13 protein-coding genes are annotated in these 14,021 nt (G+C 62.2%); 8 read left to right on the top strand and 5 right to left on the bottom strand.

What is annotated here, in order from left to right:
• Window positions 1-9: 9 nt before the first annotated feature.
• Window positions 10-1,560 carry a sugar ABC transporter ATP-binding protein gene (locus tag ACVTFQ_RS22610; RefSeq protein WP_112436001.1) on the bottom strand — a complete coding sequence of 517 codons (1,551 nt, stop codon included), beginning with the start codon at window positions 1,558-1,560 and terminating at the stop codon, window positions 10-12.
• The gene (locus tag ACVTFQ_RS22605; protein ID WP_113176752.1) at window positions 1,557-2,213 is read right to left on the bottom strand and encodes a DUF2291 domain-containing protein; all 657 of its coding nucleotides are present in this window, start codon (window positions 2,211-2,213) and stop codon (window positions 1,557-1,559) included. The genes ACVTFQ_RS22610 and ACVTFQ_RS22605 overlap by 4 nt, the downstream gene beginning before the upstream one ends.
• Before the next feature lie 931 nt (window positions 2,214-3,144).
• Between ACVTFQ_RS22605 and ACVTFQ_RS22600 the strand changes: the two genes are divergently transcribed.
• The 8 genes from ACVTFQ_RS22600 to ACVTFQ_RS22565 all read left to right on the top strand — a co-directional run bounded on the left by ACVTFQ_RS22600 (window position 3,145) and on the right by ACVTFQ_RS22565 (window position 11,057).
• Window positions 3,145-4,698, top strand: coding sequence for an FGGY-family carbohydrate kinase (locus tag ACVTFQ_RS22600; RefSeq protein WP_113176753.1), 1,554 nt, complete (start codon window positions 3,145-3,147; stop codon window positions 4,696-4,698).
• An 85-nt stretch (window positions 4,699-4,783) separates the two neighbouring features.
• On the top strand, window positions 4,784-6,298 hold the full coding sequence (locus ACVTFQ_RS22595; protein ID WP_470424014.1) for a glycerol-3-phosphate dehydrogenase: 1,515 nt from the start codon (window positions 4,784-4,786) through the stop codon (window positions 6,296-6,298).
• A gap of 11 nt (window positions 6,299-6,309) precedes the next feature.
• Window positions 6,310-7,242, top strand: coding sequence for a sugar phosphate isomerase/epimerase family protein (locus tag ACVTFQ_RS22590; RefSeq protein ID WP_113176755.1), 933 nt, complete (start codon window positions 6,310-6,312; stop codon window positions 7,240-7,242).
• Between the two features lie 63 nt (window positions 7,243-7,305).
• Complete coding sequence (locus tag ACVTFQ_RS22585; RefSeq protein ID WP_113176756.1) at window positions 7,306-8,241, top strand: sugar-binding transcriptional regulator; 936 nt, start codon at window positions 7,306-7,308, stop codon at window positions 8,239-8,241.
• A gap of 41 nt (window positions 8,242-8,282) precedes the next feature.
• The gene (locus tag ACVTFQ_RS22580) at window positions 8,283-9,080 is read left to right on the top strand and encodes a triose-phosphate isomerase (protein ID WP_113176757.1); all 798 of its coding nucleotides are present in this window, start codon (window positions 8,283-8,285) and stop codon (window positions 9,078-9,080) included.
• Window positions 9,077-9,532, top strand: coding sequence for a D-erythrulose-4-phosphate isomerase (gene derI / locus ACVTFQ_RS22575; RefSeq protein ID WP_113176758.1), 456 nt, complete (start codon window positions 9,077-9,079; stop codon window positions 9,530-9,532). The genes ACVTFQ_RS22580 and derI overlap by 4 nt, the downstream gene beginning before the upstream one ends.
• Before the next feature lie 358 nt (window positions 9,533-9,890).
• On the top strand, window positions 9,891-10,733 hold the full coding sequence (locus ACVTFQ_RS22570) for an alpha/beta fold hydrolase (RefSeq protein WP_409527951.1): 843 nt from the start codon (window positions 9,891-9,893) through the stop codon (window positions 10,731-10,733).
• A gap of 186 nt (window positions 10,734-10,919) precedes the next feature.
• Entirely contained in the window at window positions 10,920-11,057 is a 138-nt protein-coding gene (locus ACVTFQ_RS22565; protein WP_111565103.1) for a DUF1127 domain-containing protein, read from the top strand.
• 36 nt (window positions 11,058-11,093) lie between these two features.
• Here ACVTFQ_RS22565 and ACVTFQ_RS22560 read toward each other — a convergent pair whose 3' ends face one another.
• Genes ACVTFQ_RS22560 through ACVTFQ_RS22550 form a run of 3 tightly spaced genes read right to left on the bottom strand, consistent with a single transcriptional unit; the run spans window position 11,094 to window position 14,019 of the window.
• Entirely contained in the window at window positions 11,094-12,164 is a 1,071-nt protein-coding gene (locus ACVTFQ_RS22560; protein WP_112436006.1) for a siderophore-interacting protein, read from the bottom strand.
• Window positions 12,161-12,988, bottom strand: a complete 828-nt coding sequence (locus ACVTFQ_RS22555) for an ABC transporter ATP-binding protein (protein ID WP_112436007.1) — start codon at window positions 12,986-12,988, stop codon at window positions 12,161-12,163. Before ACVTFQ_RS22555 ends, ACVTFQ_RS22560 begins: the two co-directional genes overlap by 4 nt.
• Window positions 12,985-14,019, bottom strand: a complete 1,035-nt coding sequence (locus tag ACVTFQ_RS22550; RefSeq protein ID WP_112436008.1) for a FecCD family ABC transporter permease — start codon at window positions 14,017-14,019, stop codon at window positions 12,985-12,987. The genes ACVTFQ_RS22555 and ACVTFQ_RS22550 overlap by 4 nt, the downstream gene beginning before the upstream one ends.
• Between the last annotated feature and the right edge of the window lie 2 nt (window positions 14,020-14,021).

Genomic DNA, 14,021 nt, shown 5'->3' with positions numbered 1-14,021 from the left:
AATTCCGGGCTAGTGCGCGACCACTGCTTCGCCAGAGGCGGCCATGATCTTTTCCTTGGTGACGTCAGAGCTGAACTCGGCGGAAATCTTGCCGCGATGCATGACGATGATGCGATGTGCGATGCTGAGGCATTCGGCGACCTCCGAGGTGGAGTAGATCACCGCCAGCCCCTGCTTGGCGCGTTCAGCCAGGAGCTTGAACACCTCGGCCTTGGCGCCGATGTCGATGCCGCGGCTCGGCTCGTCGAGCAGGATGACCTTCGGATGCGTCGCCAGCATCTTGCCGATGACGACCTTCTGCTGGTTGCCGCCGGAGAGCGAGCCGATGGCGGCCGCGCCGCCGTCGGTCTTGATATGAACCTTGCGGATCGAATCGGTGACCAGTTCGCGCTCGCGGCGACCTGAAGTGAAGAGCCCCTTGGTGAAGGCGCCGATGCTGGCAAGCGAGAGGTTGGTGCCGACAGTCATCGTCTGCACCAAGCCATCGCGCTGGCGGTCTTCCGGCACGAGGCCGAGGCCGCTTGCGATGCGGTTGGCAATGCTGAGGCCTGCGACGTCCTGGCCTTCGAGAAGGATATGTCCGCCGCTTGCGTGCAGGCGTCCGGCCACGCATTCGAGAAGCTCGGTACGCCCGGCGCCCATCAAGCCGTAGATGCAGACGATCTCGCCGGCGCGGACATCGAGCGACAGGCGGTCGACCGCGTTATAGGCAGCACCCGAAGGGCCGGGAACGGTGAGTTCCTTGATCGACAGCGCGACCTTGCCCATCTCGTAGCCATCAGGCGGGCTGCCGAGGTCGAAGTTCTCGCCCACCATGTTGCGGACGATCCATTCGAGATCGATATCCTTGCGCTCGGCATAGGCGGTCATGGTGCCGTCGCGCAACACGACGGCATGGTTGGTGATCTGCAGCGCCTCTTCGAGGTGGTGCGAGATATAGACGATCGAGACGCCGCGGCTGGTGAGATCGCGGATGACCTTGAAGAGCACTTCGACTTCGGTGGCGCTCAGCGCAGACGTCGGCTCGTCCATGATCAGGATACGCGAGTTGACCGACAGCGCGCGGGCGATTTCGACGATCTGCTGCTGGCCGAGGCGGAGATCCTCGACGGGGGTCAGCGGATCGATATCTTCTTCCAGCTCTTCGAGCAGGGCGCGGGTCTGGCGTTCTTCCTCGGCGAAATCGACGGTTCCGGCCGTGATGATCTCGCGGCCCATGAAGATATTGTCGCGGACGCTCAAGTTGGGCGCCAGGCTGAGTTCCTGGTGGATGATCGAGATGCCGCATTCGCGGGCATGCGTCGAGGACACGAAGTTTACGGTCTGTCCGTCGAGGATGATCTCGCCGGATGTCGGGCGCACGACGCCCGACAGAATCTTCATCAGCGTCGACTTGCCGGCACCATTTTCGCCGAACAGCGTGGTGACCTGGCCGCGGTGGATGTCGAAGTTCACGCCCTTGAGGGCCTGCACGCTGCCATAGGTCTTAGCAACGTTGCGGGCGCTGAGCACGACCTCACCGATCTCACCTTTGATCTGGCGTTGGCTTGCCTGGCTCATTTGACTTCAACCTTGACGGGGGTGACGAGCCAGTTCTTCGGATTGATGAGCTTGAAGACGCCGGTGACCGTGACCGTCTTGCCGGTCAGCTGAGCGGGGTCGATGCTCCCGAGCACTGCCTTCTTCATCTCGTTGTTGATCGCCGAACCGGCGTCCTGGTACTCGATCTGGTTGGTGAACTGGCCGAACTCGATCGTACCCGTGGCATCGCGCAGATCGGTGCCGTTGATTGCCGGGCCGGTCTGCATGCGAATGACGACTTCGGGCGGAAGGCCGTCGACCTTCACTTCGTTGATGTTGCCCTTGCGCTCGCCGACGACGCCGGAAAACGACACAGGCAGAACCGGGCCGGTGGTCGTGGCGACACCGTATTTCTCGCCCGCCGCCTTCTTGTCGGCGAGGGCGGCCGGTGCCAGCTCGGCAGCTGGAACCGCGCGCTTCTCGACATCAGCCGCGATCTTCGGGAACTGCTCCACACCGTAGGTTTCCGAGGAAAACGCCTGCTGGCGCACGTCGTTTTCGGAACCGATATGGACAACCTTCGTGTCCAGCGCGATCGCACCGACGACAACGACGACGGCCGCAATGCCGACCGCGATTTTCAGTTTGCCGCTCTTCGGCTGGGAAGCCGCGTAGTCCGTTTCTATGCTCATTTTCTGACAACCTTCGGCGCGAGGCCGGATTTCCTGTTGAGGGAAAGAAAAGGGGATGGGGGATTATCGACGTCGCGACCGGTCGGTCGGGCGACAATCCCGTGTATTGGCCAGTGTGTTGGCTAAGGAGTTGGCGAGGAGGCCGCCAAGCGGCAATCGCGCGTCGGGACGGAAGTGCTGGCGGGACGCCAAGCCATGTCTGAAAACAGAAATTTGCACCGTCGTGATCCTCCTCAATAACCCGGCGTTTGTTTCTCCTCCAACCGCTAGGCGCTTCACGCAGATACCGTGTCAGCCCGTAGGCTATGGTATCGCCGTGTTATCAATGGCAGTAAAGATGTTATAAAGATTGCACCTTGTCAATCGGCCATTCGGTGGCGTTTTCCGTTTTAGGCGATGTTGATGACTGTAGATAACGATCGGGCTGACGCGCGGAGAGGGCGCTAACAGGGCAACGTTCTGTAATCTCTTGCGTTACCGCCGCATGCGCGCCCAATCGCGTGAAGAGATCACAAGTTATTGATATCACTATATTGCTTGAGATCCACGCTGGCATGCGCTTTGGCGCTGGAGAGCATCCTCGCCGTACTTGCGCAATGGCGCTCAGTCGAGCGCTTCGCCGATCGAGTCTATTTGATGGTTCGCATTATAGCTGAAAAAAATTGCGACAACAGAAAAAAAATTCATTTGCGGTGATAAGTTTGTGTTATATTCTGCATGAAACGAAAATCCGGTGCTTGCCGGTTTCCGGTTGCTGCCCGAGGCGAGGTCTTTCAGTCTGATCTCACGAGGAGCAGTCGCAATGCGACGTACTTGCCTGAGTGGTGGCGCTTGGCGCGGTCCATCGGCGGTCGTCTGGGAGGAGTGACCATGAATGGGATGAGGATGCCGTATCCAGCGGCATGGATTATCGTGGCCGACGAGGCTGTCGATGTCTGAACGTGGACAGATCATTATCGGTATCGATGCCGGGACCTCGGTGATCAAGGCGGTTGCCTTCGAGCTCTCCGGGCGCCAGATCGCGTCCGCTTCGGCGCGCAATCAATACGCGACCGGCGATGACGGTTCGGCGACGCAGTCGTTGTCGCAAACCTGGGCCGACTGCGTGACCGCGCTGCGCGGCCTCAGCGAAAAGGTGCCAGGACTTGCCGAGCGCACTGCGGCCATTTCTGTTACGGGGCAGGGCGACGGCACATGGCTCGTCGGCGCCGGAAATCGCCCGGTTGGCGATGCGTGGCTCTGGCTCGATGCGCGTGCGGCGCCCACTGTGACGCGACTCAGTGCCGGCGCCGGCAATCGTGCGCGTTTCGAAGCGACCGGGACCGGCCTCAATACCTGCCAGCAGGGCGCGCAGATCGCCCATATGGACCGCAATCAGCCCGATCTTCTCGATCGCGCCGAAGTCGCGCTTCATTGCAAGGATTGGCTCTATCTCAATCTTACGGGCATCCGCGCCACCGATCCCTCGGAAGCAAGTTTCACCTTCGGCAATTTCCGCACGCGCCAATATGACGACGCGGCGATCGATGCGCTCGGACTGTCGCGCCGCCGCTCGCTGCTGCCTGAAATCATCGATGGCACCGAGGTCACTCATCCGCTCTCCGCCGATGCGGCGCGGGCCTGCGGGCTTCTTGCCGGCACGCCCGTCAGTCTCGGCTATGTCGACATGGTCATGACCGCGCTCGGCGCCGGCGTGCGCAGTGCGGGCCAGAACGCGGCCTGCTCGACCGTCGGCTCCACCGGCGTCCACATGCGCGCGAAGGCGGTGGCTGACGTGCAGCTCAATGCCGAGGGCACGGGTTATGTGATCGCCTTGCCGATGCCTGGAATCGTTACTCAGGTGCAGACCAATATGAGCGCCACGATCAACATCGACTGGCTGCTGCAAATAGCCGGCTCGCTGATGGCCGACGGCGGGAAGGCGGTGTCTCATGCCGATCTGATCGCCCGGATCGACAGTTGGTTCGCCGAGAGCCGGCCGGGTTCAGTGCTCTATCATCCCTATATCTCAGATGCCGGCGAGCGTGGCCCCTTCGTCAATGCCGCTGCACGTGCGGGGTTCACCGGCCTTTCCATGCGTCACGGCTTTGCCGATCTGTTGCGCGCCGTCGTCGAGGGTCTCGGCATGGCGACGCGCGATTGCTACGCGGCGATGGGCGATATGCCTGAAGAACTCCGGATCACTGGCGGTGCGGCGCGTTCGCGCGCGCTTCGCGGTTGCCTGTCGGCGGCGGTGAATGCCCCGGTCAGGGTGTCGCGACGCGAGGAGGCAGGTGCTGCCGGCGTTGCGATGATGGCGGCGGTGGCGATCGGCGCCTACCGCAACATGGACGATTGCATTGCCGAATGGGTGACGCCGCTGCTTGGCGAGGCTGAGGCGCCCGACAGCGAGCAGGCAGAGCGCTTCGAGCGCCTGTTCAAGGCCTACGTGATGGTGCGGCAGGCGGTAGCGCCCGCCTGGGATCAGCTGGTCGCCACGCAATAGACGGAAATCCCGCGCCGGGCCGCGACGTATGCGTGGCCGCGCTGAATGAATGTGTTGATGCAAAAGCATCCGAAGGAGCATGTTGATGACTGAGTCCGGAATGGTGGATCTGTTCGTGATCGGTGGCGGGATCAATGGTGCCGGCATCGCGCGCGACGCGGCGGGCCGTGGCCTGAAGGTCGTTCTGTGTGAGAAGGACGACCTGGCGCAGGGGACATCGTCGCGCTCCGGCAAGCTGGTCCATGGCGGCCTGCGCTATCTCGAATACTACGAATTCCGGCTGGTGCGCGAGGCGCTCATCGAGCGCGAGGTGCTGCTGAACGCCGCCCCTCACATCATCTGGCCGATGCGCTTCGTGCTGCCGCATTCGCCGCAGGATCGCCCGGCCTGGCTCGTCCGCCTCGGCCTCTTCCTTTACGATCACCTCGGCGGCCGCAAGAAGCTTCCGGGCACCCGCACGCTCGATCTGCGCCGGGATCCCGAGGGCACGCCGATCCTCGATCAATACACCCGCGGCTTCGAATATTCCGACTGCTGGGTCGACGATGCGCGCCTCGTGGTGCTCAACGCGGTCGATGCCGCCGAGCGTGGCGCCGAGGTTCTGACCCGCACGGCAGCCGTCTCCGCCCGACGCGAGAACGGCGGCTGGAGCATTACCACCAAGAACAGCGTAACCGGCGAAACCCGTAACTTCCGCGCCCGCTGTATCGCCAATGCCGCAGGCCCCTGGGTCTCTGACGTTATCGGTCGCGTGGCCGGCGCCAACAGCAGCCGCAATGTCCGGCTGGTCAAGGGCAGCCATATCATCGTGCCGAAGTTCTGGGCGGGCTCCAACGCCTATCTCGTGCAGAACCACGACAAGCGCGTGATCTTCATCAACCCCTATGAAGGCGACAAGGCGCTGATCGGCACGACGGACATCTCCTACGAAGGCCGGGCCGAGGATGTCGCGGCCGACGAGAAGGAAATCGAGTACCTCCTCACAGCGGTCAATCGCTACTTCAAGGAGAAGCTCCGCCGCCAGGATGTGCTGCACAGCTTCTCCGGCGTGCGTCCCTTGTTCGACGATGGCAAGGGCAATCCCTCGGCCGTGACGCGCGACTACGTCTTCGATCTCGAAGAGACCGGCAACGCGCCGCTTCTCAACGTCTTCGGCGGCAAGATCACCACCTTCCGCGAGCTCGCCGAGCGCGGCATGCAGCGGCTGAAGCATATCTTCCCGCAAATGTCCGATAACTGGACGGAACACGCGGCACTTCCAGGCGGCGATATGCCGAAGGCCGATTACGAGACCTTCTTCAATAGCCTGAAGGAAACCTATCCCTGGATGTCGCGCACGCTCGCCGGTCATTATGGCCGTCTCTACGGCACCCGCACTCGCAAGATCGTCGGCGATGCAAATGGTGTCGAAGGCCTTGGCCGTCACTTCGGTGGCCATCTCTATGAGGCCGAGGTTCGCTATCTCGTTTCGTCCGAGTGGGCGCTGACCCCTGAGGACGTGCTGAAGCGCCGCACCAAGCACTATCTGCACCTGACCGAGGCCGAGCAGGCCGCCTTTGCCGACTGGTTCGCAGGCGCCAATCTCGTTGCGGCCGCCTGAGGATACCGATCATGGCATTGACCCTTTCCTTGAACACCAATCCGCTCGTCAATCGTTTCGCCGAGCCGGATGACCTGATCGAGACCGTGGCGCGGGATCTCCGCATCCGCGACCTGCAGCTCACCCACGAGTTCATCAATCCCAGCTGGCAGGCGCCCGTCATCCGCAGGCTGACCCGCAACATGTCCGCAGCACTCCAGCGCACCGGCGTGCGGGTGACCTCGGGCATGACTGGGCCTTACGGCCGGCTCAACCATTTCGGCCATCCCGATGCCGACGTTCGTCGCTATTATGTCGACTGGTTCAAGACCTTCGCCGATATCACCGCCGATCTCGGCGGAACCTCGGTCGGAACGCAGTTCGCGATCTTCACCTACAAGGATTTCGACGATCCCGCGCGCCGCGAGGAACTGATCAAGATCGCCATCGATTGCTGGGCAGAGGTTGCCGAGCATGCGAAATCGGCGGGCCTCTCCTACGTTTTCTGGGAGCCGATGAGCATCGGCCGCGAGTTCGGCGAGACGATCGCCGAATGCATGAAGCTGCAGGAACGCCTGACCGCCGCCGATATGGCCGTACCGATGTGGATGATGGCCGATATCGACCATGGCGACGTGACGTCGAGCAACCCCGATGACTTCGAGCCCTATGCCTGGGCGCGCGCGGTGCCGAAGGTCTCGCCGATCATCCACATCAAGCAGAGCCTGATGGACAAGGGCGGGCATCGGCCATTTACAGCCGAGTTCAACGCCAAGGGCCGCATCCAGCCGCCGGAGCTGCTCAAGGCGTTTGCCGAGGGCGGGGCCAAGGATAACGAGATCTGCCTCGAGCTGTCCTTCAAGGAGCGCGAGCCTAATGACCGCCAGGTGATCTCGCAGATTGCCGAAAGCGTCGCCTTCTGGGCCCCGCACATCGACACCGGCGTCGCCGACCTGCATATCTGACCGAAAGGCGAATCAACAAAAGAGGCGGGATATGCGCGTGGCCAAATCGGGAGAAGACTGTCGATGAACGATCCGGAAGAATCGCTTGCGGTGCGAGCCGCCTGGCTGCATTACGCTGGCGGATTGACGCAGTCCGAGGTGGCCAAGCGTCTCGGGCTACCCTCGGTGAAGACACACCGCCTTATCGCGCGCGCCGTGGCCGAAGGTGTCGTCAAGATCAGCATCGAAGGCGACATCATCGAGTGCGTGGCGCTGGAGAACAGCCTCTCCGAGCGCTTCGGCCTGCAATATTGCGAGGTGACGCCCTATGTCGGCGAAGACGAGTCGATCTTTCGCACGCTCGGCCTTGCCGGCTCGAACTTCCTGAAACGCGAGATCGAGCGCGGCGACAATGCCGTAATCGGGCTTGGCCACGGCCGCACGCTGTCGACGGCGGTGCATCTTTTACCGCGCGTCTCCGCGCGCGACCTGCGCTTCGTCTCGCTGCTCGGCGGCTTGACTCGAAATTATGCGGCCAACCCCTACGACGTCATGCACCGCATCGCCGAAAAGACCGGCATGCCGGCCTACGTGATGCCCGTCCCGTTCTTCGCCAACACGGCTGAGGACCGTGAGGTGCTATTGGCGCAGCGTGGCGTGAAGGAAGTGATGGACCTCGCCAATGCCGCCACGCTCAAGCTGGTCGGGCTGGGCACCGTCGATACGCAGGCGCAGCTTGTGCAATCGGGCATGATCGAGGCCCGCGAGATCAAGGAAGTGGCTGCTGCCGGCGGTGTCGGCGAAATTCTCGGCTACTTCTTCGATTCCAACGGTCGCATTCTCGACACCGCGCTGACCGAGCGAACGCTCTCGGCCAACCTGCCGCAACCGAGAACGGAGCGGCTGGTGGCAATTGCGGGCGGCGGCGGCAAGGTCGAGGCGATCCGCGCCGTACTGCGCAGCGGCAGCCTTCACGGGCTCATTACCGACGAACGTACGGCGGAAGCGCTGCTGCGCTAGCCGGGCGATCAGACAGACCACGACAGGAAATAGGATTGCACATGGCCAACTCACCGCGTTTCTGGATCGGCACCAGCTGGAAGATGAACAAGACGCTTGCCGAGGCGCAGAGCTTCGCGAACGGGCTCAAGGCTGCGGATGGCGCACGCGATCCGCGCATCCAGCGCTTCGTCATTCCGCCCTTCACGGCGGTGCGCGAGGTCAAGGCCATGCTGGCCGCCACTTCCGTCAAGGTCGGCGCGCAGAACATGCACTGGGCCGATGATGGCGCATGGACCGGTGAGGTGTCGCCGGTGATGCTCAAGGATTGCAATCTAGACATCGTCGAGCTCGGTCATTCCGAACGGCGGGAGTTCTTCGGCGAAACCGACGAGACCGTCGGCCTCAAGACCGAGGCTGCCGTGCGGCATGGTCTGATCCCGCTCATCTGCATCGGCGAGACGCTGGCCGATCGCGAAAGCGGCCGTGCGGCCGAGGTGCTGGCGACCGAAGTTCGCGGCGCGCTTTCCAAGCTGACCGGCGCGCAGAAGCAGGCCGAGATCCTGCTCGCCTACGAGCCGGTCTGGGCGATCGGCGTCAATGGCATTCCGGCAACGGCCGAATATGCCGATGCGCGCCAGGCTGAAATCATTGCCGTTGCCGAGGAAGTGCTGGGCCGCCGCATTCCTTGCCTCTACGGCGGCTCGGTCAACCCCGGCAATTGCGAAGAACTCATCTCAAGCCCACATATAGACGGGCTTTTCATCGGCCGTTCGGCCTGGAACGTCGAAGGTTATCTCGACATCCTGGCGAAATGCGCCGCCAAACTTGACGCCAAACTCGAAGGAGAAAAAGCATGAAACTGGCAATCGCAGGAGACAGCGCGGGCGAAGGCCTCGCCAAGGTTCTCGCCGACCATCTGAAGGATCGCTACGAGGTGTCCGAAGTGTCGCGCACGAGCGCGGGCGCCGATGCGTTCTACGCCGGCCTGTCCGACCGCGTCGCGTCGGGCGTGATCGACGGCACCTATGACAAGGCGATCCTCGTATGCGGCACCGGCATTGGCGTTTGCATCTCCGCCAACAAGGTCCCCGGCATCCGCGCCGCGCTGACCCACGACACCTATTCCGCAGAGCGCGCGGCGCTGTCGAACAACGCCCAGATCATCACCATGGGTTCGCGCGTCATCGGACCTGAATTGGCCAAGGCCATCGCCGATGCGTTCCTGGCGCAGACCTTCGACGAAAACGGCCGCTCCGCCGGCAACGTCAAGGCAATGGACGAACTCGACGCGAAGTACAATCAGCGTTGATAGACTAAGAGATACGGTCCGCGCCTTGCGGGCCGTATCCTCCATGAGCGCGTCGACGAGTTCCGCGTTCATCCCGCAGCGGCCCTTCTGCCGTCTGCCAAGCTTTCCCGCACGAATATCCAAACGTCACTGAAAACGACAATCGCCAAGCGCGTCGTTTTCATAAGCTCGTGACATCAAAGGGCGGCTATGCCGGCTCTGATGATTTGAGACGGAGCGCCCTGTGGCAAACGAATTTTCATTCCCGCTTTCTCGCCGCCAAGCAATGCTTGCCGGAGCAACGATTTCATTCGCGATGGCCACCCCAGCCTTCGCCGCGAAGCAAAAGACACCACACACTGCAAAAGGAGCAACTCCCATGACCGGAAACTTTGTGAAGACGAAAGATGGCGTTGAAATCTTCTTCAAGGATTGGGGTCCGAAGGACGCCCAGCCGATCGTTTTCCACCATGGCTGGCCGCTCTCGTCCGATGATTGGGACGCGCAGATGCTGTTCTTCGTCAGCAAGGGCTACCGTGTCGTTGCTCATGATCGTCGTGGCCACGGGCGTTCCGCGCAGGTAAGCGACGGTCATGACATGGACCACTATGCCGCCGATGCCTCCGCCGTTGCCGAACACCTTGATCTGCGCAACGCGGTCCACATCGGTCACTCCACCGGCGGCGGTGAAGTTGCTCGCTATGTCGTCAAGTATGGCCAGCCACAGGGCCGTGTTGCCAAGGCAGTGCTGGTCAGCGCCGTTCCCCCGCTGATGCTGAAGACACCGGGCAACCCGGATGGCACGCCAATGGAAGTCTTCGATGGCTTCCGCGCGGCGCTCGCCGCCAACCGCGCCCAGTTCTACATCGACGTCGCCTCCGGTCCCTTCTACGGGTTCAACCGGCCTGGCGCGAAGGTATCACAGGGCGTGATCGACAACTGGTGGCGGCAGGGCATGATGGGCTCGGCCAAGGCGCACTATGACGGCATCAAGGCGTTCTCGGAAACGGACCAGACGGAAGATCTGAAGGCGATCACCGTGCCGACGCTGGTGTTGCAAGGCGATGACGACCAGGTCGTGCCCTACAAGGATGCCTCGCTGTTGCAGGCGAAGCTTTTGAAGAACAGTACGCTGAAGGTCTATCCCGGCTTCTCGCACGGCATGCTGACGGTTGATGCGGATGTCATCAACCCCGATCTGCTGGCCTTCATCAAGGCATAACCGGGTATTGATCAATCACTCTGGCGCATGCGGCCGGCTCATGTCGTCGGCTGCGCACGCCAGGGTGCGCATTTGCCTTTCCGGCAGGACCGATTGCGATTCTCGGATGCCTCTTATGCAAATTTATCTCTGCTCATTATCCGGGCAATGAGATAAATAATTGGGCATTCAAAAAGGAGAAATGCAATGAAAATCGCCAACAGGATTGTCGAGTATTTTCAGCTCGGCAAAGCATACCGTGAACTTTCCCGCCTTGACGACGCTGCCCTCAAGGACATCGGTGTTAACCGCTCTGATCTGAAGCGTCGCGTATACGGTCGCTGATCAACCTCACTACCTGATTGCTTCCGAAGGGCCTGCTCAAGCGGGCCTTTGTTTTTTCTCCCAGTACCAAGCCACATACATTCTCTTCCGGTCGTGCTTGATGGCCCTCAAGCGGGCCTTTATCGAACGGATGTCTTCCTTCTCGCAGGCAGCCCAGACGAATGTATCGTCGGTCATCGAGCCAATCGCGGTCTCGACCTCCTTGCGGAGAGTATTGCCTTCGCCCGCTCCATAGCTTCGGCGATGCACCCAGCGGACAGCAAGTGCAGCGCCAGATGGCAGTGGTTGCTCTTCCGACTCATCCGCGACTTCGATAATCGCCTGAATTCGCGTGCCCGCAGACATCTCCGCAACGATGCGCGCGATGGCGGGGAGGGCACTTTCGTCTCCGGCCAACAGCAGATTGCCTGCCTCGGGAAGCGCTCCACCTCCTGGACCAAGCAAGGCCACCCTGTCTCCCGGCAGGGCATCGCGAGCGAAATCCGCTCCAGGCGTCTCGACGCCGGTAGAGCTATGCTGCAGAAAATCGATCCAGAGCTCGCCCCGCTCGATATCCACCGCGCGGATCGTGTAGACACGCACCAATAAGGCGTCCTCGCCCTCCGGCCAGGCAACACGACCGTCCTCGCGAAGACCCGGCCATACGGGCCGGCGGCCTCTGGGCGGGACGAGCAGGCGGACATGCATCTCGCCACCGATGAACGGCCTGACATCGGCGCAGCTGAATTTGACCCGGCGCATATGCGGCGTGACATTCTCGGCCGAGACTACCGTCGCCTCGTGGATATTGGGCAATTGCGCAAGCGCTGCGGATTGGGACCAGGACAGCTCCAGCGCATCGTCACCAGCGAAGTAGAAAAGATGCTCGGCAATGCTGGTCCGGCTCATCTGCAATGCCTGTTGTGAAGGGCAAGTCAGTTCGATCGATAGCCGCTGATCGTCGATGCGTATGTCGGCGCAACCAAGCTTGCTGGTGAGAAGCGCCCCGTTCTCCGTGCGCCTCACGTCCGCATGTTCGACGAAGTGCTCGCAGATCTCGCTCAGCATCTGGGCGGCGTCCCTCGGAATAGCGATGCCGGAGAGCTTGAATTCCTGGGTGGTGTTCATTTCACCTTCTCCTTTGCGCTCACGCTCGGCGCCATGTGGTTGCGACCGATCGGAAGCATGATGGGGCGGCCGGATGTGGGATCGATGATGATGCGGCTCTCAAGCCCAAAGACCTGCCGGACGTTGTCTTCGGTCAAGACCTGTTCCGGCGCGCCCGTGACGTGCACGCGACCATCGCTCATCGCAACGAGATAGTCCGCGTAGCGCGCGGCGAGATTGAGATCGTGGAGCACCATGACGACGGTGGTGCCGCGTTCCCGGTTGAGATCGGTCAGGAGATCGAGGACTTCGATCTGATGGCTGATGTCGAGGAACGTCGTGGGTTCGTCCAACAGAAGAATATCGGTGGCTTGCGCCAGCGCCATGGCGATCCACACGCGCTGGCGCTGGCCGCCGGACAATTCGTCAACAGCCCGATCGGCGAGTTCCGCCGTGTTTGTCGCCGCAAGAGCGCCATCCACCGCCTCATCGTCCTTGCTGCTCCAGCGCGAGAAAAGGCTTTGATGCGGATGCCGGCCGCGGCTGACGAGGTCGGCAACCGTGATGCCTTCCGGTGCGACCGGCGACTGGGGAAGCAGCCCCAGGGTGCGCGCCAGCTCTCGTGGCGGTGTCTTGTGGATGGATTTCCCATCGAGAAGCACCTGTCCCGCGATGGGCGACAGAAGCCGCGACATCGCTCGGAGCAGAGTGGACTTACCGCAGGCATTGGCGCCGACGATCACGGTTATCTTGCCGGGCGGGACAGCGAGGTCGAGGCCGTGCAGGATTTCCGTTTCGCCGTAGCCCGCAGAGAGATTGCCTGCTGTCAGAGTGCGAGCCATCATAGGGAACCTCCGGTCCGGTTGACGCGGACGATCAGGAAAATCAGATAGGGAGCGCCGAGTGCGCCGGTCACCACGCCAACAGGATAGCGGCCGGGTAACAGGAACTGCCCGATGTAATCGCCGCCGAGCACCAAGACGGCGCCGATCAGCGCCGAGGGGACGAGGAGCGATCCGCTGCCGCCGACGATGCGGGCGGCGATCGGACCGGCAAGGAATGCGACAAAGGCGATAGGGCCAGTCACGGCCGTCGCTGTTGCGATGACGCCGACGGCACCGATGATGATCATGATGCGGGTTCGCGATACGCGCACTCCGAGTGCCGCCGCCGTATCATCGCCAAGCCGGAGCGCCTCAAGGTCTCGGCTCCGGCTCAAGAGAAGACCGCCGAAGACGATGAGCGACAAGAGAAGCGGCGCAGCCTGGCCAAGCTGCACGCCGTTGACGCTGCCCGTCAGCCAGCGCATAGCCTCCTGCAGGTTCCACGCCGGCGCCTGCGACAGGATATAGGAGATGATGCTCTCCAGCATGGCCGAGACCGCGATCCCGACCAGAACCAGACGCGTCCCCGCCACGCCGTTTCGTGACGAGAGGCCGTAGACCAAGAGGGCAACGCCAAGCCCCGCGACCACCGCGAAGATCGAAACGAATGGTCCCTTCATCGACAGCACGATGATCGCGAACACGGCCGCCGCGCCGGCGCCCGAGCTTATGCCGATAATATCGGGGCTGGCGAGCGGATTGCGCAGCATGACCTGAAAAGCCACGCCGCCGAGACCGAAACTCAAGCCGGCGAGAATGGCAAGCACAGCGCGCGGCAAGCGCAGCTGACCGACCGTGAAGCTCGCGCCCGGTACGGTCTCTCCCATCAGCACGCGAAGGACATCGCCCGGCGGTGTCACCGTCTGCCCGACCGAGAGCGTGAACGCGAAGATGGCGATGACGAGCAACAGAAGCGCAAGCACGACGGCCGCATGCCTGCGACCGCGACGGCGACGGCTGGTGGCGGTCAAACCTGATATGGCCGAAGGCATGG

Source organism: Rhizobium sp. O111 (assembly GCF_055616315.1).
Note: the sequence above shows the minus strand (reverse complement) of the source record. Positions and strands in the feature narration are given on the sequence as shown.